We start from the raw sequence: 21,446 nt of genomic DNA, 5'->3' as shown, positions 1-21,446 counted from the left end.
GGGTTGTCCGCCCGAGGACCACTTGCCAGTATACCATGCTGCCGTGTGGTTCGCGGGTGGGAAAGCCGGGAAAGAAAGGCGTATTCTGGTTACTGGCGCTGTGAGCGTGTGCACGGGCTGTTCCTGGCTCGCTGCGCGAGCAGGGTGGGTTGCTACAATGTCCGCGTGGATGTGTTCGCCCCCATCCGCGAAGACGCCCCATTCTCCGAGCTACTCCGGTTGCTACGGGCCGGTCCGGGCCCCGTGGCGGCCGAAGGGCTGTGGGGTAGTTCTGCGCCCGTGCTGGCGGCGCTGGCAGCCGAGGCGCTGCGCCGGCCCCTGCTGCTGATTACGGCCCACGCCGACGAGGCGGATGATCTGCGTGACGATGTGGAGACCGCGATCGGCGCAACGCCGGAGCTGCTGCCGCAGTTGGAGACGCATACAGGACAAGGGGCAGCGGCCGATGAAGAACTGACGGGTGAGCGGTTGCGCTTGTGCCTGCTGATGGCGGAAGCGCGGCGGGGGCAGGGGGAGCCGGTTCGCATCGTGGCGCCGATCATGGCGCTGATGCAGCCGGTGCCGTCGCCGGAAGCGCTCGAGGCACGGTCATTCAAGCTTGCGGTGGGGGCGGAGCATGAGCCGGAGGTCGTTGCCAACTGGCTGACAGAGCACGGCTTCCGAGCGTGCGATGCGGTCGAGGTGGCGGGCGACTTCGCGCGTCGCGGCGGGATTCTCGACGTGTACTCCAGCGCGCATATGAACCCGGTGCGCATCGAGTTCTTCGGCAATGAGGTCGACTCGATCCGCCTTTTCGATCCGGGGACGCAGCGCTCCTCCCAGCCACTCGACGAAATCTGCCTGCCCGCGCTGTCGTTTACCAAGGCCGAGGCCGCCGTCGGCAAGACCACGACCAGTTTCATGGCGCTACTGCCACCCGATACCCTGATTGCACTGCAGGAACCGAGTGAGATCCAGGAATTGGGGCGCACGTACCTCCAGCGGCTGGGCGAGCGGGCCGGGATCATCCCCGCCGAGGCGGTCCTGCGCGCCGCGAACGCCTTTACAGGTCTCCACCTGCACCGCTTCCAGGGGGGAGCCGCGCCGGCCGTGCAGTTCGATGTAGCGAGTCTGCCGCAGTTTGAAGCGCGGAGTGCCGAGGCCTTTCAGACCCTGCGTGGGCTTTCGGACGAGTGTGATGTAATCGTGTTGTGTGAGAATGCTCCGGAAGCGCAGCGCTTCGAGGAACTGCTTTCACAAGAACGCGGCACGCCGGCGGTACCGGCCGAGGCGCCGGGCGTCGGCGCTGAGGCCGCAAGCCCACTCGCGACGCCGCCTGGGGCGCTGGATCGCGTGCGCGCGGCCATCGGTGTTGTGCACCGGGGCTTTCTCTGGGGTCGGACGGCCTACGTCCCGCACCACGAGCTGTTTCACCGCTTCCGGCAGCGGCGAACGCTGCGGCGCGTCGCGCCCGCCCGGCCGATCGACAGTTTCTTTGATCTTGCGGCCGGCGATCACGTTGTTCATGTGCTGCACGGGATCGGGCGCTTTCTCGGCTTGAAATCGCTGCAGAAGGAGGGGCAGACCGGCGAGTATCTCGCGATCGAGTTCGCCGACGAGGCCGTCGTGCACGTTCCCGTCAGCCAGATTTACCTGATCCAGAAATACATCGGGACGTTCCGGGGGCGCCCGCGACTGAGCAAGATCGGCGGGAGCACCTGGAAGCGGACGAAGGAGCGTGTGGCTGAAGCCGTTACGGACATGGCGGCGGAACTGTTGGCGATCCAGGCGCGGCGCGCCATGGAAGCGGGGGTGGCGTATCCGCGTGATACCGGTTGGCAGCGCGAGTTCGACGGCGCATTTCCCTACACCGAGACACCGGATCAATTGCGCGCGATCGAGGAGATCAAGCACGATCTGACGCGGCCGCGGCCGATGGACCGGCTACTGTGCGGCGACGTGGGTTACGGCAAGACGGAAGTGGCGATGCGGGCGGCGTTCAAAGTGGTGGAGTACGGACGCCAGGTGGCCGTGCTGGTGCCGACGACAGTGCTCGCGGAGCAGCACTACCAGACTTTTCGCGACCGAATGGCGGACTACCCGTTCGCGGTCGAAGTACTTTCGCGATTCCGGAGCAAGGGTGAGCAGCGGCAGATTGTCGAGCGGGCGCGGCAGGGGCAGGTGGACATCCTGATCGGAACGCACCGGCTGCTGTCGGCGGATGTACGCTTCGCCGATCTTGGTCTGGTGATCATCGACGAGGAGCAGCGCTTCGGCGTGGAAGCGAAAGAGCGGCTCAAGCAGTTGCGGGCGACGGTGGAGCTGCTGACCCTCACTGCGACACCCATTCCGCGCACGCTGCACATGTCCTTGCTGGGTATTCGTGACATCTCCTCACTGGCGACGGCGCCGGTTGATCGACGCGCGATTGTCACCCAGGTACGGATGTGGGATGACGGGCTGATTCGTGCGGCGATTCTGCGGGAACTCGACCGCGACGGGCAGGTCTACTTCGTCCACAACTTCGTCCGTGACATCCACATGGTCGCGAACCGGCTGCGGACGCTTGTACCGGAGGCGCGGTTCGTCGTGGGGCATGGCCAGATGGCCGGCGGCGAGCTCGAGGAGGTGATGCTCGCCTTCCTGCGGCGTGAAGCGGACGTGCTCGTTTCTACAAACATCATCGAAAGCGGCCTCGACATCCCCTCCGCGAACACGATCTTCGTGAACCGCGGCGAACGCTTCGGCCTGGCGGAGCTGCATCAGCTGCGCGGCCGCGTCGGACGCTCGCGGCATCGCGCCTACTGCTATTGCCTGCTTTCCCCGAAACATCCGGTCCATGACACCGCCGCGCGGCGGCTGAAGGCGCTGGAGCACTACAGCGACCTCGGTGCGGGCTTTCAGATCGCAATGCGCGACCTCGAGATTCGTGGCGCCGGCAACATTCTCGGGTCGGAGCAATCCGGCCATATTGAGGCCGTGGGATACGAGATGTACTGCCAGCTCCTCGAACAGTCCGTGCGTAAGCTGAAGAATGAGCCGCCGCGGGACTACCGCCCCGTCAATCTCGATCTGGGGATCTCCGCCACGATTCCGCGGGCGTACATCCGCTCGGATCGGCAACGCATGGAGGTCTACAAGCGCATCACGCAGTGCCGTACGCTCGCCGAGATCGAAGTGCTGCGATCGGACCTGCGCGACGCGTTCGGGCCGTTGCCGGAAGCCGTTGAAACGCTGTTACGGCTGGGTGAAATTCGCGCGCTGGCCGGGCAGTGGGGTGTGCGCTCGATCGTGCTTGATCCGCCGGACCTTATTTTCTCCATCGACGATCTGCAGAAGGTGCAGCCGCTGTTCTCCGAGGGACCCGGTTCGCCGCGCATGCCCGATCCCCAGACGATTCACTGGCGTCTGCCCAAGCGCCTGCTGGAGGGGAACGCGCTGTTGGAGACGCTACGCGCGCAGCTCCAGGAACGTCCGGTGCTGGTGCGTTGAAGCGGTTCCGCAGCCCCGTGCCATTGCCGGGGCACCAGGGACGCGCTAGATTGTGAAGCCGTGCGCCGACGTACCGGACCGGAGCGGGTCTGCGTCGACAACGGGCGAAGATCTCAAGGAGGAACGGCGATGCGAGCATGCGGGAGCGGTGGGTGGGTGGTGACCCCTGAGAGAACGTCTCGATGCGGCGGCACAGCGCGGCGGTCTGCGTGGGCGCTCATGGCACTGTGCGCCGGACTGCTCCCGGTTGCGGCCGGCTGCATCGATCTCCCACGTCTGGATGACATTTTCGTGCGCGGAGAACCGTTCATTACGAGTGGCACCACGGTCATTGTAGAGCGTGGCGGGCCGTGCGTGACATGGCTGGGGGACAACGGCGTTACCTATCACCTCTTTCAGGGGCTGAATGTGGTCAATGCCGATTTTGATCGAATCCTCGTGCCCGGGGTGCGCTCGCGACTGGTATTAGCGCCGCGCTCCGACCTTGAAGTCACCTGCCGCATCGGGCGCACGGTCGAAGTGCAGGCGGTGCTTGAGATTCTCGACTGAGGCAACCAGCCGGAGCCGGTCGTGCGGGCGTGGCTTCTCCCGATCTGTCGCGGTATGTGCGTGCTTTACACTGCGGCTGGCCTAGGCCTGCTGCTGGGGGGCTGTACCCCACAGGAACTTGCGGCGCCGGCTCCCGAACCGGTGGTCATTGTCGGGACCGAGGGATTGGTGCAACCGGCGGTGCGTGGGTTCGAAAGGGTCTTTCGGCCGATGGACTTACGGAGTGTCACCACTGCGACCGGGACGGTTCTCGTCGCCGAGTTCGAAATGACCGTGGCGAAAGGCGACAGTCCCCTGCGTGTGCGGCTGGTCGACCCGCTGGCGGGCACGGTGCGTTCGCTGTCTGCGGCCCCAGACCCGGGCGCCATTCCAGCGGCGGGCGCCGGCTTCTGGCCCGGCGGGTCCGGACGCGGAGGGCAGCGTATTGGAGTGCGCCTACCGGCTGAGTGGCTGGGAGGACGCACACGGCTCGAGCTGTATACCGCAACGGATACGGGGGGGGCTCCGCTCGGCCTGGCGACGCTCGAACTGGCACCGGAGTTCTTCTATCTCGCCGTGGTGGGGGACTCGATCCAATGGGGGAACGGTTTGCATGAGCGTGACAAGATTTCGGCGCGCGTTGCGGCAACGCTGGAAAGGGAGACCGGACGACGTGTTGTGACGCAGCGCTATGCCCATTCCGGGGCGACGATTCTGCCACGCCCGGATGAGGGGATCTGCACCGTCAACTGCAATGGCGAGGTACCGACGGCGTGGACCTCCGTATTCTCCCAGGTCGAGCTGATCCAGTCGCCCGAGATCGTGGAGCTGGTCCTGCTGGACGGCTGCATCAATGATGTGGGGCTGGATGTGATTCTCGACCCAACCATCCCGCCGGAGATCCTGAAAGAGATTACCGCGCTCGCCTGCGAAGAGGCGATGTTCCTGCTGCTGCAGCGCGTCCAGACGCGACTCCCGCAAGCCGCCATCGCCGTGACGGGTTACTACCGCATCATCACGGAGTACAGCGATCTGGCTGCACTGCGGACGTGGGAACAGGCGCTCGATGGTGAGGTGGCACCCGAGAGCGACAGTCAGTTCCTCGCCGCGCTGATCCGGAATTCACAGCTATTCGATGCGGCTGCACGCGCCCACCTCGCGGCCGCGGTCGAACGGGTGCGTGCGGACCAGCCCGCTGCTCGCATCACCTTTGCCGACCCCGCCTTCCCGGCCGATCGGGCAGTGTTTACTCCGGACCGCTGGCTGTGGAGCTTGCAGGAGGACGCCATTTTTTCGGGGCGGTTCGACCTGGGCTTCCGGCTGGTGCCGGAAGATCCGTTGCGGGATCTGCGGGGGCGGCGTTGTGTGGAACCGGGTGTGGTGAGCGGCGCTGTGTTTTGTATGTATGCTTCGGTCGGGCATCCCAACCCGGCCGGCGCTGCGCGTTACGCTGAACGCGTGGTAACCGGCCTGCGCGAGATCGGCGTACTGGCGCGCTAATCGTTGGACGGCGGTTTCGAGGTGGGTGTTCCGGTGGCCAGCCCCATGGCGATGCGCTTGCGCAACACAGCCCGAAGGGGACGACGTGTGGCGATTTCCTCGGGGGTGGGAGGCGGCTGAAACCAGCTCGCGACCCGCGCCTTCCAACGTTGCCAGCCAGTCAGGGCAGGATACGCGTCGAGCAGCCGGGCCAGGTCCATGCCGAGTTCGCCGGCTGACTGGTACGGCTGCCCGAGGGTGCTGCGCACGGCCGTCCCGAGAATCGCGGCCAGCCAGTAGCGAAACTCCGGTGTGCGGGGGTCGGGGTGCCCGGCCGCGTCGCTCAGCGCCACGGCGCTCACGTCGAAGGTCACACTGCCGGGAGCGCGCTGCGGCCGCCGATGGGTCAGGAGCTCAATCGCGATCAGTCCGAGGGTGAAGACGTCCGAAGGGGGGGCCACTGCGGCCAGGCGCCCGGCGAGTTGCTCCGGGCTGGCGTAGGCGATGGTTCCGGCGAAGCACCCCTCGCGGTCGACGGTCAGGTGAGAATCGAGGGCGGGAATGTGGGCAATGCCGAAGTCGAGCACCTTGGGTTCACCGTCGGGCTGCACGAGAATGTTGTCGGGCTTCAAATCGCGGTGGATGATCCCGCGGTGGTGCGCGTATTCGACCGCGTCGCACACCTTGGTCAGCAGGCGGAGACGGGCGCGCGTATCCAGACGATGCTCGCGAGCGAAGCGTGTCAGTGGTCGGCCCGCGATGAACTCCATGACGAAGAATGGCCGCCAGTCATCCTGCTCATCGGGTGTGCGGGTGGGGAGCATGCGGCCGAGGCCACCGTGGACGAAGCGCGCGATGTTGGGGTGCTGGAGTTGACGAAGGACTTCCTCCTCAAACTTGAAGCGGTGCCGGGTTTCGGGGTTCAGAAGGCCGCGGCGCAGGATCTTGATCGCGACCTGGCGGTGGAGGGTGGGGTGGACGGCCCGGTAGACGACGCCCATACCACCACGGCCGAGAATCTCGAGCACGGTATACCGGTCGATGGTGAAAGGTGGGGCACGTTCCTCAGCGGCCGTGAGATCGCGGGCGGCGCCGGAGTGAATTCGATCGCAGGTGGTGGTGCCGGGCACCTGCCAACCCGTGCCTTGGGGGTGTTGTGGGCGGAAATCGCGCATCAGTTCGAAATGGGGCAGGAGCGAACGGACTTCGGCAAGGATTGCCGGATCGTCCGGTTGCGTGGCGAGGAAGGGTTCGCGCTGTTCGACGGGCAGGGCGGCGACCTGTTCGAGGAGCAGCCGGGCGCGACGGTGAAACTCAGTCGGCATCGGAGGGGGCCCCGGTCAGTTGGCGGTTCAACCAAGCGAGGGCGTAACGATAGTCCTTCTCGACGGTGCTGGCGCTGACACTGAGTACGCGGGCGGTTTCGGCGTGCGTGAGGCCGCCGAACCAGTGCAGCTTGACGATATCGGCAAGCCGCTGGCTTTCGGATTGGAGCGCCTCCAGCGCTTCGGCGAGGTCAAGCAGATCGACGTTGCCGGACTCCCATTCCACCGAGACCGCTTCGAGCGGAATGCGGTGCCAGGCGTCTCCTTCGGCGGGTACCCCCGGTTCCTGCGGGGCGCTGCGCCGCGGGGTGCCACCGCGTTTGCGCGCGTTGCGGATGCGCAGATGGTCGACGAGCACCTGCCAGATCTTGCGGCTGGCGATCGCGCGGAAGTGCTCGGGACTGTCCCACTGGAGCTGCGCATGCTGAATGAGGTTCAAGCAGGCCTCATTCACCATTTCGGTGGGGCGCAGTGTGAATCCGGGGGGTTGACGCCGGAAGTATGCCGCCGCGACGGCACGCAGGTCGTCATAGACCTGCGCGAGCAGGGTTTCGGTGCTGGCGCGCTGTACGGGATCGGGCTGGGGCATGGCGCACCTCCGTATTGATCTTACGCCACCGCCGGGCTGGTCGGAAACCTCTGTTCGCCAGCCAGACTGCGTAGGACTGGCCCTACGCGCTGCCCGCTTCGTCGGCCTTTTCGACCCACGCAGCTTCGGCCTCCGCCAACTCGGCTCGGAGGGTGTCAAGCTCGCCCTGCAACTCCGCCACCTTCGCGGCGTCGGAGTAGACCTGTGGATCGTTGAAGCGTTCGTGCAGGGCCGTGATGCGGCGTTCCTGGTCGGCGATGAAGGTCTCGAGCTCGGCCAGCGGCATGCGCCGGTAGCGGGATGGAGGTGGTTTGGAGCCCGCGCCGGCGGAGCGCACGGGATTCACCCGCTTCTGTCGGCGGCGCTCCTCCTCGGCGGCGGCCTGCGCAGCGGCCTCGACCGCGGCGCGTTCGCTCTCGACGAGCGCAATGTAATCGGAGTAGTTCCCGTTGACGTAGCGGCAGCCCTCAGGCCGAATCACCAGCAGGCGCTCGACGACGCGGTCGAGAAAGTAGCGGTCGTGACTGACCGCGATGACCGTGCCGGGGAATTCGTCGAGCGCTTCTTCGAGCACTTCGCGCGAGGGGATGTCGAGGTGGTTGGTGGGCTCGTCGAGGATGAGCACGTCGGGCTGTCGGAGGATGAGCTTCATGAAACGGACGCGCGACTGCTCCCCGCCGGAAAGGTCGCCGATCCGCTTGAATGGGGCTTCGTCGGTAAAGAGGAAGCGCGCCGCGTAGTGGCGTGCGTCCCGCTCGAGAAAATCACTGCGGACGGCGCACAGTTCTTCGACGATGGTGCGGTCGAGGTGCAGGTCGCGCACATCCTGGGCGAAATAGCCCACCTGGACCGTGGTGGAGACATGCACCTCACCGGAATCCGGCGACACGAGGCGGAGCAGGATCTTGAGCAGTGTGCTTTTGCCGGTTCCGTTCGGCCCGGTAATACCCAGGCGTTGTCCGGTGCGGACGGATAGGTCGAGCCCCGCGAAGAGCTGCTTGTCGCCATAGCGCTTGGCGAGACCGACTGCGCCAACCAGCTCCTTGCCTTTCTGGGCGGACGTATCGACGCGTGCGAACTGGAAGCGCGTCCGATGCGTCTCGCCGGGCTTGTCGAGCGTGAACTCGCCCTTGCCGAGGCGGGTCTCGAGCTTCTTCAGCCGCCCCTGTGCCTGCCGCGAGCGCTGCCCGGCCATGTACTTGCGGATGTAGCCGCGCTCTTTGTCGAGGAAGGCCTTGTCCTTCTCGTATTGACGCTCCTGCGTGAGTCGTTCGAGGGCCCGGGTTTCGAGAAACTGGGTGTAGTTGCCGGTGTAGCTCCGTAATTGTCCACCAGCGGGTGCGGCGATGACTTCGACGGTGCGCTCCGCGACGCGGTCGAGGAGGTAGCGATCGTGCGAGATGATCACCGCACCGCCGTGATGACCGGCGAGGAACTTCTCCAGCCAGCGGATGGCGTCGATGTCGAGGTGGTTGGTGGGCTCATCGAGCAGCAGGAACGTCGCGTCCTGCAGGAGCAGGCGGCCGAGCGCGGCCCGGCACTTCTGCCCGCCGGAAAGGGCCGACAGCGGCAGGTCATAGTCGCTGAGCAGAAAGCCGAGTCCGCCGAGCACCTCGTTCAGGCGTTGCTCGAAGGTGTAACCGCCGGCGGCTTCAAAACGTGCGTGCACACGGTCGTACTCGGCCAGCAACTCCGCCGCGTGGGGGGCGTCGTGTTCGGCCGCGATGCGGTCCGAGAGTTCGTGGACACGCCGCTCCAGGGCGCCGAGCTCGCCAAAGGCGGCGGTGACCGCCCCACGCAGCGTCAGGGTCTCGTCGAGGTCGGGCTCCTGGGTGAGGTAGCCGACCTCGAGCCCGCGGGCGATGGTGACTGTGCCCATGTCGGGCGGGAACTGCCGGGCGATGAGGCGGAAGATGGTGGTCTTGCCGGCGCCATTGGCGCCAACCAGGGCGGCAATCTGACCAGGGTGCAACTCCAGCGACACATCGTCGAGCACGATGCGGGGACCGAACTGCTTGGTAACGTTTTGAAGACGAATAGCGGCCATAGGGGGCTGCAATGCGCTGGGGTTGAACGGACAGCGTCTGAGGCGTAGTCGGCTCGCGAACTCGGCGTGGCCGATCAGGTTGGGGATCAAATCATGGGTACGGCCTCTTGTTCCGCCGGGCAGGCCGGGGCGATCGGGTCCTCCGCGGCGGCACCAACCCGGCAGTCGCGACCGGGGTAAGCCCTGCAGCGCGCGAAAGCGGTCGGATCGGCGGACCCATCGGTGTCCTCTCCAAGTTCCGTCCGCAAACGACTTGAGCCATCATACCGTCAACCTTTGCCGATCGGTCTCAGGCCTGCGGCCGCTGCAGCGGGAACAGGATCACGTCGCGAATGCTGGCGCTGTTCGTCAGCAGCATGCAGATCCGGTCGATGCCGATTCCCAATCCGCCCGCGGGCGGCATGCCGTGCTCGAGCGCTTCCACGAAGTCCTCGTCCATCACCGCCATCGTCTCGCCCTCCTCGCCACGGAGCTGCTGACTGAACGTCTCACGCTGGACGTCGGGATCGTTCAGCTCGGTATACGCGTTGCCCAGCTCCATGCGATTCAGGTACGCCTCGAACCGCAAGGCGATCCGCGGATCGGACGGGTCGCGCCGCGTCAGCGGGCAGAGCGGTGCCGGGTAGTCGACCACGAACGTCGGCTGCACCAGGTGCGGTTCAGCGTAGTGCTCGAAGAGCGCATTCACCACGAGCGCATCATCCAGCTTGTGCTCCTCGATGCTCAGCTCCCGCGCGCGGCCGCGAGCCGCGGCCACATCCTCGATCGGCAAACCGACGTGCGTGCGGTAGAGGTCGGCGTATTTGCAGCGCGCCCAGGGCGGTGTCAGGTCGAGCGTCTGGTCCCCGTAAGGCAGGCGATACGTACCGTGCAGGGCGTGTGCCGCTCCGGCCACGATTTCCTCGGTGATGTCCATCATGTCGTGGTAGTCACCGTACGCCTGGTACAGTTCGAGCATCGTGAACTCGGGATTGTGGCGCGGACTGATGCCCTCGTTCCGGAAACAGCGCGCGAACTCGTACACCCGATCAAGGCCGCCTACCAGGCAGCGCTTCAGGTACAGCTCCGGCGAGATGCGCAGGTAGAGCTGCATTTCGAGCGTGTTGTGGTGGGTGAGAAACGGCCGCGCGGCCGCCCCCCCATACAGCGGCTGGAGCACCGGCGTATCGACCTCGATGAAGCCGCGACGCTGCAGGACCGTGCGCGCATGCGCAATGATGCGGGCCCGTTGCACGAAAACCGCGCGCGATTCCGGATTGCTGAACAAGTCGACGTAGCGCCGCCGGTAGCGGGCCTCAATGTCGGTCAGCCCGAGACGCTTTTCCGGCGGTGGTCGCAGGGCCTTGCTGAGCAGTACGCATTCGTCCGCCCAGAGCGTCAGTTCACCTGTCTTGGTGCGGCCGATGCGGCCCGCGGCGCCGACAATGTCGCCGAGGTCAAGCAGCTTGGCGACCTGCCAGCCGGTGCCTTCCGCAAGCACCTTTTTGCTTAGTGCGAACTGGAGTTCGCCGGTCTGGTCGCGAATGGTAAGGAAGATGAGACTGCCGAACTCGCGGTAGAGCGCCACGCGACCGGCGGTGTGGAAACGCGCGGCATCGCCCTCCGCAGTTTCCCCGGGGCCGAGGTCGAGCCGTTCACCCGCGGCCCGCACGGCGGCCAGGGGCTGTGTGTCCGGGAAACGGCCGCCAAAAGGGTCGATTCCGAGGGCTCGGAGCTTCTCGAGCTTGATACGGCGATCGGCAATCTGGTCACTCATGGGGGCCAGTATAGCGGATTCGGCTACGGGGACCGGGCGGGTCACTGGGCTGGTGAGCGGCGCCGCCACGGCTCCGGGGGTCGTTGACGGGCTTCGGCGGCCGGGCTACCGTGCCTTCGCGTGCGGTGGCCGCGAATGGCAGGCCCCGTCGGCACGATGGGGCACAGGTGAGGCAGGACGTGCGATGGCGGTGCAGCAGTGGTCCGAGACGATCATCCTGGGAGAGTTGGGTGACGATCCGCAATTCACCGACGATCTGGCCGCAATCATCGATCAGTGCACGCGGGACACGCGGCAGGATGTGTTGCTGAGTCTCTCCGAAGCCCACTATCTGAACTCGTCGAACATTGCCCAGTTGCTGAAGTTGCAAGCTGGTGACGATTACGAACCAGCGGCGGCTTAAGCTGGCCGGGGTCAGCACGCATGTGTGGGGCGTCTTCCTCGTCACCGGGCTGGATCGCATTTTTGACTTCGTGGACGACGTACCAAGCGGTCTCGCGACGCTGCAGATGGGTGAATAGCGGATCCGGAATCAGAGTCCGGCATGCCCTCTGTGCCCCGCGCGGCGCAGTCCGCGCGGGATGGGGAACGTCGGTGCCTTGCCGGCCCTCTTTGATTCGTACTGGGGGCTGTCGGGGGCTCGCCGTCAATGTTTGAAGCGGCCGAAGTGCTCGGTTAGCGGTCGCCGGGTGGATTTCGGGTATGATGCGGGTTGGCGGCGGGTGCGGAAGACCGTGACGCCGTGGGACGAGCAGGCGAGCGGCTGGGCGGGTACTCCGTCGCTGGATCGCCGGTTCCTCTGGTCGGGGTGGCGGATGCTGCTGGAGCTCGACATGCTGGCGGCCGAGCCGGACGAGCCGCTGCGGGCGCTGTCCTGGGGCCTGGACCTCGCGGGCCTGGGCGGGTCGCAGGGCGGCCGGGCGTCGGCCGGGCTCTTCGAGCAGGCCGGGACGATCGGCGGGCTGCTGGCCGTGCGCGTGTGCGACGTGAGCGGCTCTCCCGAGCCCGACGACCCGGTGGATTACGTCTACCTGTATGACGCGCTGGGCAACGTCGGCCAGGTGGTGGACTGGTCGCACGATGCCCAGCAGCCCGGCGCCGCGCTCACCGCCCGCTACGAGTACGACCCCTACGGCGGCGTGACGAAGGCCCAGGGCGACTACGCCGCCGACAACGCCTGGCGCTTCAGCACAAAGCAGTGGGATGATGAGACGGGGTTGGGGTGGTGGGGGAAGCGGTACTACGACGGCTTGATTGGGAGGTGGATGTCGTGGGACCCAATTGGGGAACGAGGCGGATTGAACCTCTACGCGTTCGCGCGAAACGCTCCTCTGGATTATGTAGATGCGATAGGGCTCACTGATCGCCGTGACGGCGCTCGCGTGCTCGGTACGAAGGGCTTAGGATCGCTCTACGACACAACTGGCGAGGGATACTCTCCGCCCACGGACTTGTTGGACGACGTGAGTCCCCCGGTTCGAGAAGCCGCGTGCATTGAGTACTGCCATACTCGCAATGGGACGGACGGGCTGGCGTATGAAAGCTGCCTGCATGGATGCAAGGCTGGCTGGTCGACAACTAGTTTTAAGCAATGCCAAAATGTCTGCAGACAGCACGCCCTTACGCCGGTTGGCACAGTGTTCGAGGAGTGCTACAACGGCTGCATGTCGAAGGTCGCAGACCTCGGCGATCCCTCTGCATACTCCAAGTGCAAGCGACATTTTACGATACGCGGACACGGTGTTCAAACAGTAGATGAGTCGGGTGCGCCGCTCGCCAAGCCCACATATACTACCCCCGTAAGCAAAGACTACAAGACATCGTATGACGAGGACTACTTTGCCAAAACGGTTTGTCCGCAACTCTGCTGGGGCGCCCGGATCACCTTCTGGACCTGTGGACACGGCAGCGTGCCAAACGACGTCGGCAACAGGCTATTGAGTAGGTGTCCAAAGATCTCTTATGCGCGAGCTTGCACAGGCGTACTAAATGTTGTCGATTCTGAGTACCTGGACATGACCTTCTATTATGATTGTCGCGGCACATGGGTTACAATTCCGAATCCGAATAAGAAGAGCATGTCTCACTATCATGAGGCTATCTCAAAACCTCTGAAAGCAAGAGAAGCGTACAGGTCATATGCAAGAAGCCGCTGAACAGGCAGCTCGACTTCTCCCAACGGATGCAGAGCCGGCGGTAGTTCTGGATCCAGGAGATCGTCCGCTCCACCGTCCAGCGCCGCTTGGCGCGCTGCAGCGGCAGGCGGTCCTGTGTCACATTCTCCGGCTTGCGGTTGCCGCGATGCGGCGCGATCATTTCCATGCCGCGCTGTGCGAGCTCTTCGTCGAGCTTGTCGCTGTCGTACGCCTTGTCGCCGATCACGCGGCGGCGTCTCGCGCGTCAGCACGAAGTCGAACAGCGCCTGCACGCAGCGGCTCTCGTGGGCGTCCGCCCGGCGGTATCGATCGCCACCGGCAACCCGCGAGCATCGACCAGAACCATGATTTTCACGCCTTTTCCGAGGTGGCCGCGCCCGATCCCATCACCGCCGCCCCGGGCCTTGGCGAAGGTGCCGTCGATGAAGCATTCGTACACGCGGTACGCGCGCCGTTCGACCAGGCGTCCGGCGGCCCGCATGGCCTGCTCAAAAGAGCCCTTCGCGCGTCCAGCGCTGGAACCAACGGTGCACCGTGGCCCGCGCGAACTCGCGCGGCAGGTCCTTCCACTTCGCGTTGTCCAGCATCCAGAAGATGCCGCGCGCGTCCGCCGCTTGTCCGCGACGGGCGGCCGCCCTTCGGACTCTTCGGCCGATCCGGAATCCTGTCCGCCAGCCAATCCAATTGCTCATTCGTGAGTGTCAACATGCATCATTGTACAAAGTCAACAGGTGTCCCGGTTTTGAGATAGCCTCATGAGTGGTCCACGAAGGTCGAAGGCGTGTCTCAGTCGAACTGATTTCTGAACGCGGAGAGTCCATTCCTGAGGGCGTGAGCTCCGCCGCCAATCGCTGGCTTGACCGGTTTCAGTTAGCCACTGACGCAGCTGCCGTTTGTCAGTTTAAGGTTTAGAGTGTCTTTGATTCGACTTGAAGAGCTAACCCGGGCAGATGCCCATTTGAGGACTGGGTCGTGTTGAGCACGAGGGTGATTTGCTGCGGTACATGGATGGCGTGTGGCAGCGTCGTATTGGCGGGCGCATGCACGAGGACACCACCCACTCAGGAGATCTGTGGTGCATTACACATCGAGAGCGTCAATGGCGTCGAGGGTGTGACACTAGAGGCAGTGTTCGGTGGCGAAGGCGACTCGCGGTGTGTCACTGTGCTTCGCATGTGGCGTGAGGCTATCTCAAAACCGGGACACCTGTTGACTTTGTACAATGATGCATGTTGACACTCACGAATGAGCAATTGGATTGGCTGGCGGACAGGATTCCGGATCGGCCGAAGAGTCCGAAGGGCGGACGGCCCGTCGCGGACAAGCGGCGGACGCTGCGCGGCATCTTCTGGATGCTGGACAACGGCGCGAAGTGGAAGGACCTGCCGCGCGAGTTCGGCGCGCGGGCCACGGTGCACCGTTGGTTCCGGCGGCTGGACGCGCGAAGGGCTCTTTGAGCAGGCCATGCGGGCCGCCGGACGCCTGGTCGAACGGCGGCGCGTACCGCGTGTACGAATGCTTCATCGACGGCACCTTCGCCAAGGCCCGGGGCGGCGGTGATGGGATCAGCGCGGCCACCTCGGAAAAGGCGTGAAAATCATGGTTCTGGTCGATGCTCGCGGGTTGCCGGTGGCGATCGATACCGCGCCGGGCGGACGCCCACGAGAGCCGCTGCGTGCAGGCGCTGTTCGACTTCGTGCTGACGCGCGAGACGCCGCCGCGCGTGATCGGCGACAAGGCGTACGACAGCGACAAGCTCGACGAAGAGCTCGCACAGCGCGGCATGGAAATGATCGCGCCGCATCGCGGCAACCGCAAGCCGGAGAATGTGACACAGGACCGCCGGCCGCTGCAGCGCGCCAAGCGGCGCTGGACGGTGGAGCGGACGATCTCCTGGATCCAGAACTACCGTCGGCTCTGCATCCGTTGGGAGAAGTCGAGCTGCCTGTTCAGCGGCTTCTTGCATATGACCTGTACGCTTCTCTTGCTTTCAGAGGTTTTGAGATAGCCTCGTATAACTTCGGGAGATGGGATCGCCGATGCCGGCATCATTGTGGACATGTGCGACGGGCACTTGTCTCGCTTTGGGCATTCGGAAGATTGGCGTGTTTCAGATGAGCGATTGGCAGACTGGCTGGTCGAAGTCGGGATCGTTGTTGATTCCGAGGCTATCCTGGGTGCAATAACTCGAATTATATCTGTTCTCGAAGCGAATCCGCGGATGGATTTACTGGCGGCAAGTGAAGGAGTGACAGGAGTCGCAGTTCGAGCGACAGTCTGCAGGCGTGAGTCCATTCCAAGGCCATGCAGGTGTCAAAGTGGCGCGGAGCCATAGCTGGCCGGTAACCTCGATCGTGTGACTGACACTTGAGGTGTGTGCATGGACTCCGACATCTTTAATCGATGGGTCGACTTCATTTTCTCGAGAGCTCTCCATCGGACCGATGCTGACTTCGAAGATGAGGATGTCAACAGGACTCTTCCTGAGGAGGAGGACGACGAACTTATACTGAGCTTTTTGCAGCGGCTATTTCAAAGCCCGCAACACCTCCTCGAGCGATATTCAGATCTTCAAATCGACGCGGGCCTACGTGAGATCACGGGGGTCCGTCAATACACATTCGAACTCGTACGCAAAGACCTGCCGCTCGAGCCGCGATGTCGTTGTGTCGCGGCCATGACCCAGCTCTTTGCAGGATTATTCGCTCCCATCTACGGTGACAGCCTCGGTCACCGCAACCAGCCCACGCGAGCCGGGTTCATTAATGGTGCGTGCTACGGATGGTGGGGGGCGGTATGGGTCGATGAAGAGTCCATGGAGGAAGCGTTCGCTGCCCACGTAAGGGACGTACTACAGCTTCCTTCAGAGGCGTGCTGTGAAGGTGCATTGCATGGAATGGGCCACTGGAGGGGGACACAGGGCAGAAAGTGGATCGAGGATCTGATCGACGAGTGGCTTGACGCGCGCCCGCACGCGTCGCCCGCGCTGCGACAGTATGCGGGCTGGGCACGCAGCGGGTGCGTGCAGTAGCTGGCGCCTGGCGGTGTCCCATGGATCTGGGCAGACGTGCTCGCAATTGGTGACGATGTGGTCACGATTTCCGATATCAGCGGCTTCAACGCAGCGCTCAGAGCCGACTGGACCGGCCTGTCGGTCGCCTACGACTGGGACGCCGAGAACCGCCTGGTCCGCGTGCGGCCGGTCGCGGGGACCGAGGCCGCGGGTGTCAGCAAGGTCGAGTTCGAGTATGATTCGGGTTGGCGGCGGGTGCGGAAGACCGTGACGCCGTGGGACGAGCAGGCGAGCGGCTGGGCGGGTACTCCGTCGCTGGATCGCCGGTTCCTCTGGTCGGGGTGGCGGATGCTGCTGGAGTTCGACATCCTGGCGGGCGAGCCGAACGAGCCCCTGCGGGCGCTGTCCTGGGGCCTGGACCTCGCGGGCCTGGGCGGGTCGCAGGGCGGCCGGGCGTCGGCCGGGCTGTTCGAGCAGGCCGGGACGATCGGCGGGCTGCTGGCCGTGCGGGAGTACGACCTGAGCGGAGGGCCGTCGCCAGCCGATCCGGTCGACTACGTCTACCTGTACGACGCGAACGGCAACGTGGGGCAGGTGGTGGACTGGTCGCACGATGCGCAGCAGCCCGGCGCCGCGCTCGCCGCCCGCTACGAGTACGACCCCTACGGCGGCGTGACGAAGGCCGAGGGCAGCTACGCCGCCGACAACGCCTGGCGCTTCAGCACGAAACAGTGGGATGATGAGACCGGGTTGGGGTACTGGGGCTACCGGTACTACTCGCCGAGCCTGGGAAGGTGGGTGTCGAGGGATCCTTTGGAGGAGCTCGGCGGGCTGCACCTCTACGTATACGCGAACAATGCGGCAGTGGTGTATTACGACAGCTTCGGTCTCATGCCACCGGACAGCAAGATTAATCGCTACTTGGACGCTGTGATTAATGGAAAGCAACCAAGTCCACCCCCATCGAGCCAAGACTGTGGTCCAGGTGTACTTCTGCTTGTGGGTAAGTGGTGCGCCTCACCAGAGGAGTTCGATGCGGCTGCAGCAGCCTTTTGGGCTACGGCACAGAAGCAGGTAATGTGTATTTTCGATTGTGAAGTAACGGCGCACGCGTGCCTTTGTGTCGACGGTGCACTGCTTGGCGCAGCGCAACTGATTCCGCTCGACAAGGTTAAGTGCTTCGAGGCGCTGAAGCTGAGATTAATCAAGGGTAGCGCCGATACCACGAACTTCGGACGAATAGTCGCGGAGCTGGTGCGACAGAAGCTGGGTTGCACGAGGGCTGCCGAGTTTATGCACAAGGTCATGAATGAGATCAAGCGAACGAGACTCGGTCCGGGATTGCGCACGTCGATCGTTGCGGTGGAATCGGGGATCGCCATCGTCTGCTCAGTGAAGTGCTTACTCGACGATTCTTATAGGCAGTGACAGGCAGGTACTCGTTCGAAATCACCCTCGGAGACAGGCGGCAGCCACTACGCAGTGCTTGGATAGGTGTGGGCTGATACGAGGTATCAGAGATGGACGAGGAACTTTGGGAGCCGCTGACGCGTGAGATGCACACTAAAGCAACCGTGAGCGATCGGAGTTGGGCATGGAAACTGCTGCGGAGGTTGGCTCAACACCTTCCCACGCTCGCACCCGAACCCCTTGTGCGATTTGCCTTGGACGAGACACTAGGCCGCCGAACGTCCTTTCCACATTCGCGCTGGAAAGGGCGCGGGTTTAACGGTGATGGCGTACGTCCGTACCTGCAGGCGCTTCTTGACTTGGCGAACTTGCCGAACGACCACATACTCCCGGAAGATTCAATGCCGTTCATATTCGAGTGCTGCGATTGTGGTTCGCTTTTCGGCGAGCAGCTAATGGCGAAATGGGAGAGAATTGCGGGGCAGACACTCGATTGGGCGGTAATGAGCAGCGCTCTGAGCTCTGAGTGGGATGTCGGAGAAACGATTCGTGCGCTTAAGCTCCCTGGTGTTTGATGCACGCACGATTCACCTTCGCCCATAGCGCAGGAGCTCGGCTACAACAACCGCAACGAACTGACGTCCTCGGAGCGCGGCGACGACATTTGGGGCTTCGTCTATGACCCGATCGGGAACCGAGAATCGTACGAGCGGCAGTACCGCGACGAGCAGAGCTAGCTTGTGCAGCTCGCGACCGGGTACGTGGCGAACGAGCTGAACCAGTACGAGACGGCCGCGATCAGCGGCGGCGCGCCGGGCAAGGCGAAGTACTATCACGATGCGGACGGCAACCTGATCACGATGACGCTGGCGGGCGACATGAACTGCGACGGGGTGGTGAACTTCGCCGACCTCTCGCTGTTCACGCGGGCGATCAAGGCCGCGCCAGACTGGAGGCCGGCAGGGCGGCGCCGGTGGCCGGTGGTGTGACGGGGTCCGGGGGGCTGACAGGCAACGTTGCGGTGGTCGCACGGCGCGCGCTTCGCAGCGTACGTTCGAGCATGACCATTTGGACTGATCCGAGCAGGAAGGCACAGGCCGCCACGATGAGCGGCACGGTGAACGAGCCCGTCAGCTTGTAGAGACCGACACCAAGGAACTGGAACAGCACGGCGCGCACACCGACGAGCGTGGCGTGGATGGCCATGTATTGCGGCGCCTTCTCCGGGGTGCCCGCCAGTGCAAGCGGACCGAGCATCCAGCCCATGCCGACGCCCGCCAGGCCGATGCCGAGTACCACCGACGCCAGACCGATGCCCGTCACGGACTGGGCGCTGAGCAGCAGCAGGGGGTAGACCGTCAGCACGCCGAAGGAGAGGGCGCAGATGCGCACCGCGCCGATGCGATCGTTGAGCCACCCGATCGGCAGGGTCAGCGCCAACAGCGAGATTTTGGCGGCCATCTGGGTGGAGTGGGCGAAGTCCTGGTAGGCCATGCCGAGCTTGGTCGTCGCCAGGATGGGCAGCAGGGCATCGCAGAACATGAACGCCACCGTAAGTCATGAAGGCGGCTTCGTACCGCGCGAACGTCCGATCCTGCGCCAGCACGCGGTGCATGCTGAAGATCGGCTGTACCAGGGCGCTCCACGACCGCGTGGTCCGCACGCGTGGCGGCGCGTCCGGTCCCGTCACGCGCACCAGCAGGCAGAGCATGAGTACCCCGAGGAGGTACGTGGCGGCGGACAGTGGCAAGTAGATCCGAAACGCGTTCGGATCGCGCTCCAGCCAGATGCCCACGAGGTACACGGTGGCCAGGCCCGCGGCATGCGCCGCCATGCTGAGCACGGCGTAGATGCGGCCGTGGTGCGAATCGGGATAGAAGCGTTTGAGCAGCGTGCCGGAGACCGGCGCCCAGCCGGCCAGCCCGACGGCCGAGATCAGGTTCAGGACCAGCAATTGCCAATAGTTCGTGACCAGGCCGATGCCGCCGAGCGGGACGATGGTTACCAACCAGAATAGCAACAGGTACACCCGCAGTGACATGCGGCGCAGCAGTTCCCCCCAGAAGATGGAGAGCACCAGGGCGGTGGGGATCGCCGCGGTAATCGCCATCGTCTGCCACGCGCGAAGCGCATCGTCACTCGCGCCGAAACGGAGCTGCACGAGCATCGGGAGGACCCAGACGGTATTGCCGAAGAGGGTCGCATTCAGAATCGTGAAGGCGAGATGCCCGATGAGCACGAAGCGCGTGCGCGGGCGCGCGGCGCCAGTCGCGCGGGCGACGTTGCGCTCAGATGCGACCGTGGCCATGGGCGGAACTTCCTCAGCGCGGGCCGACAGCGCAGGTGCGAATCGGCGGACCCCCCGCAGACTTCACCGCCGGGCAGCGGGACTTACGGCTGCTCTGCGGCACAGGTACAAATCCCATCGTAGTCGTGCCGGACGCGAACGCAATGTCAGCGTACAGAATCCTGTGTGGTGGTGGCGGGGAAGAGTGGGGGGTGGCGAACGTTCTGCCGCGGGGTCAGATCGCCGCGCCACCCCCGGCCTGACACTCGTGACATTGGACGCCGGGTCAAGGTGCCAGGTTCCCCGCGCCCCGCGAACAGGGTGGGGCACGGTGCCCAGGCCGGCCAGCCAGGCCGCGTGCAGCGCGGTACCCAGCGGGTTACGATTTCGGGGCGATGTGGAGCTGCCAGAATTGAACCTGCAGCGAGGTGCATCATGCAACGCACGTGGTTGTTGGCGGGGGCGATCAGCGGGGGATTGGCCGTGGCAGCGGGGGCCTTTGGCGCGCATGCGCTGGAGGGCCGCGCGGGCTTGTCCGAGCGACACCTCAATGCGTTCAAAGTGGGCGCCCAGTACCAGATGAACCATGCGCTCGCGCTGGTCGCTGTCGGGTTGCTCCCGCGCCGGCGAGCCGCGGCGGTGGCTGGGTGGAGCTTCCTGACGGGTACGATCCTCTTTGCCGGCAGTCTCTACCTGTTGGCGCTGACGCAGGTCGGGTGGTGGGGAGCTGTGACGCCCATTGGCGGAGTGCTCTTTCTGGTGGGGTGGTCAGCTTTGATCACAGTCGGTTGTCGTCCGATAAGAAATAAATCAGTACAGGGACAGTGACATCCACACGGGGTCGATTCATGGCGGCGAAGTCAGTCGGGGGACCGTCGCACTACGGACGGTTTTCGTGGACAGCCCTGGTCACGGTAACCAATGGACGGTTTTCCGTCAGATTTCGGGAATCTGGAGCGTCTCGTGTGGTGGGTGACGGTGTGTCGTCGGCGCTGATTTGACAACACGTGGAATGTGGGCTATTCCTTACTTATCGAGACGCGCGGTTCCTGGGTGGGACGGAGTGCCCGCCCGATCACCCGCTGGAGGTGCCCTGCCGCAAGAAAAAACACCCACGCACAAGTGAAGACGCTGGCCTGATCCGCCGAGTGGCGATGCATTGCCGCGATGGTCGACGCCTCCCGGAAGTCCCGGAGTCGGCCTTATCCATAGATATCCTCCCCGAAGGCCGTTGTGGTGATTCCACGGCGGCGGTCGCCGGCCGAAACGACCCGACACGGGTTGAATTCCGCGGATGCTGTCCGTGGGTTCTGATTTCGGCCTACACCGGCGACGTTTTCCGCCTGCACTCGACAACTGGTGAAACCCCGTCGTGCGCGCGGTGG

At 64.5% G+C, this 21,446-nt stretch carries 20 protein-coding genes; 12 read left to right on the top strand and 8 right to left on the bottom strand.

All coding sequences use genetic code 11. From position 1 onward, the window contains the following. Positions 1 to 165: 165 nt before the first annotated feature. From mfd to IPM18_04625, 3 genes are all read left to right on the top strand, one after another. Positions 166 to 3,471: a transcription-repair coupling factor gene (gene mfd / locus IPM18_04635; GenBank protein ID MBK9118877.1), complete on the top strand. Its 3,306-nt coding sequence runs from the start codon at positions 166 to 168 to the stop codon at positions 3,469 to 3,471. A gap of 219 nt (positions 3,472 to 3,690) precedes the next feature. Then, the gene (locus IPM18_04630) at positions 3,691 to 4,020 is read left to right on the top strand and encodes a hypothetical protein (GenBank protein MBK9118876.1); all 330 of its coding nucleotides are present in this window, start codon (positions 3,691 to 3,693) and stop codon (positions 4,018 to 4,020) included. 21 nt (positions 4,021 to 4,041) lie between these two features. After that, positions 4,042 to 5,499, top strand: a complete 1,458-nt coding sequence (locus tag IPM18_04625; protein MBK9118875.1) for an SGNH/GDSL hydrolase family protein — start codon at positions 4,042 to 4,044, stop codon at positions 5,497 to 5,499. Here the strand turns inward: IPM18_04625 and IPM18_04620 are convergent. From IPM18_04620 to lysS, 4 genes are all read right to left on the bottom strand, one after another. Beyond that, complete coding sequence (locus IPM18_04620) at positions 5,496 to 6,803, bottom strand: serine/threonine protein kinase (GenBank protein MBK9118874.1); 1,308 nt, start codon at positions 6,801 to 6,803, stop codon at positions 5,496 to 5,498. The genes IPM18_04625 and IPM18_04620 overlap by 4 nt on opposite strands. Then, on the bottom strand, positions 6,793 to 7,392 hold the full coding sequence (locus tag IPM18_04615; protein MBK9118873.1) for a sigma-70 family RNA polymerase sigma factor: 600 nt from the start codon (positions 7,390 to 7,392) through the stop codon (positions 6,793 to 6,795). The genes IPM18_04620 and IPM18_04615 overlap by 11 nt, the downstream gene beginning before the upstream one ends. Before the next feature lie 82 nt (positions 7,393 to 7,474). Beyond that, positions 7,475 to 9,439, bottom strand: coding sequence for an ABC-F family ATP-binding cassette domain-containing protein (locus IPM18_04610; GenBank protein MBK9118872.1), 1,965 nt, complete (start codon positions 9,437 to 9,439; stop codon positions 7,475 to 7,477). A gap of 289 nt (positions 9,440 to 9,728) precedes the next feature. Further along, entirely contained in the window at positions 9,729 to 11,195 is a 1,467-nt protein-coding gene (lysS, locus tag IPM18_04605; GenBank protein MBK9118871.1) for a lysine--tRNA ligase, read from the bottom strand. 184 nt (positions 11,196 to 11,379) lie between these two features. Here lysS and IPM18_04600 point away from each other — a divergent pair, with 184 nt between their 5' ends. From IPM18_04600 to IPM18_04590, 3 genes are read left to right on the top strand one after another with little or no spacing between them, the layout of a single operon-like run. Further along, positions 11,380 to 11,598 carry a hypothetical protein gene (locus IPM18_04600; GenBank protein MBK9118870.1) on the top strand — a complete coding sequence of 73 codons (219 nt, stop codon included), beginning with the start codon at positions 11,380 to 11,382 and terminating at the stop codon, positions 11,596 to 11,598. Beyond that, the gene (locus tag IPM18_04595) at positions 11,570 to 11,716 is read left to right on the top strand and encodes a hypothetical protein (GenBank protein MBK9118869.1); all 147 of its coding nucleotides are present in this window, start codon (positions 11,570 to 11,572) and stop codon (positions 11,714 to 11,716) included. The genes IPM18_04600 and IPM18_04595 overlap by 29 nt, the downstream gene beginning before the upstream one ends. A 60-nt stretch (positions 11,717 to 11,776) precedes the next feature. After that, on the top strand, positions 11,777 to 13,351 hold the full coding sequence (locus IPM18_04590) for an RHS repeat-associated core domain-containing protein (GenBank protein MBK9118868.1): 1,575 nt from the start codon (positions 11,777 to 11,779) through the stop codon (positions 13,349 to 13,351). On the opposite strand, the gene IPM18_04585 is transcribed toward IPM18_04590, so the two are convergent. From IPM18_04585 to IPM18_04575, 3 genes are read right to left on the bottom strand one after another with little or no spacing between them, the layout of a single operon-like run. After that, positions 13,293 to 13,577: a transposase gene (locus IPM18_04585; protein ID MBK9118867.1), complete on the bottom strand. Its 285-nt coding sequence runs from the start codon at positions 13,575 to 13,577 to the stop codon at positions 13,293 to 13,295. The genes IPM18_04590 and IPM18_04585 overlap by 59 nt on opposite strands. 18 nt (positions 13,578 to 13,595) lie before the next feature. Continuing rightward, on the bottom strand, positions 13,596 to 13,832 hold the full coding sequence (locus IPM18_04580; GenBank protein MBK9118866.1) for a hypothetical protein: 237 nt from the start codon (positions 13,830 to 13,832) through the stop codon (positions 13,596 to 13,598). 7 nt (positions 13,833 to 13,839) lie between these two features. After that, a complete protein-coding gene (locus IPM18_04575; protein ID MBK9118865.1) occupies positions 13,840 to 14,043 on the bottom strand; it encodes a hypothetical protein in 204 nt (67 codons plus the stop codon). 537 nt (positions 14,044 to 14,580) lie between these two features. Between IPM18_04575 and IPM18_04570 the strand changes: the two genes are divergently transcribed. The 5 genes from IPM18_04570 to IPM18_04550 all read left to right on the top strand — a co-directional run bounded on the left by IPM18_04570 (position 14,581) and on the right by IPM18_04550 (position 17,792). Beyond that, a complete protein-coding gene (locus IPM18_04570; protein MBK9118864.1) occupies positions 14,581 to 14,808 on the top strand; it encodes a transposase in 228 nt (75 codons plus the stop codon). After that, on the top strand, positions 14,805 to 14,945 hold the full coding sequence (locus tag IPM18_04565; GenBank protein ID MBK9118863.1) for a hypothetical protein: 141 nt from the start codon (positions 14,805 to 14,807) through the stop codon (positions 14,943 to 14,945). The genes IPM18_04570 and IPM18_04565 overlap by 4 nt, the downstream gene beginning before the upstream one ends. An 81-nt stretch (positions 14,946 to 15,026) precedes the next feature. Next, positions 15,027 to 15,359, top strand: coding sequence for a transposase (locus IPM18_04560; protein ID MBK9118862.1), 333 nt, complete (start codon positions 15,027 to 15,029; stop codon positions 15,357 to 15,359). 372 nt (positions 15,360 to 15,731) lie between these two features. Beyond that, positions 15,732 to 16,382, top strand: coding sequence for a hypothetical protein (locus IPM18_04555; GenBank protein ID MBK9118861.1), 651 nt, complete (start codon positions 15,732 to 15,734; stop codon positions 16,380 to 16,382). Between the two features lie 36 nt (positions 16,383 to 16,418). Beyond that, positions 16,419 to 17,792, top strand: a complete 1,374-nt coding sequence (locus IPM18_04550; protein ID MBK9118860.1) for an RHS repeat-associated core domain-containing protein — start codon at positions 16,419 to 16,421, stop codon at positions 17,790 to 17,792. An 814-nt stretch (positions 17,793 to 18,606) separates the two neighbouring features. Here IPM18_04550 and IPM18_04545 read toward each other — a convergent pair. Further along, positions 18,607 to 20,082, bottom strand: coding sequence for an MFS transporter (locus IPM18_04545; protein MBK9118859.1), 1,476 nt, complete (start codon positions 20,080 to 20,082; stop codon positions 18,607 to 18,609). 414 nt (positions 20,083 to 20,496) lie between these two features. Between IPM18_04545 and IPM18_04540 the strand changes: the two genes are divergently transcribed. After that, a complete protein-coding gene (locus IPM18_04540) occupies positions 20,497 to 20,889 on the top strand; it encodes a DUF423 domain-containing protein (protein ID MBK9118858.1) in 393 nt (130 codons plus the stop codon). Positions 20,890 to 21,446 lie beyond the last annotated feature (557 nt).

It is taken from the genome of Phycisphaerales bacterium (genome assembly GCA_016716475.1).
Classification (GTDB): Bacteria; Planctomycetota; Phycisphaerae; order UBA1845; family Fen-1342; genus JADJWG01.
Note: the sequence above shows the minus strand (reverse complement) of the source record. Positions and strands in the feature narration are given on the sequence as shown.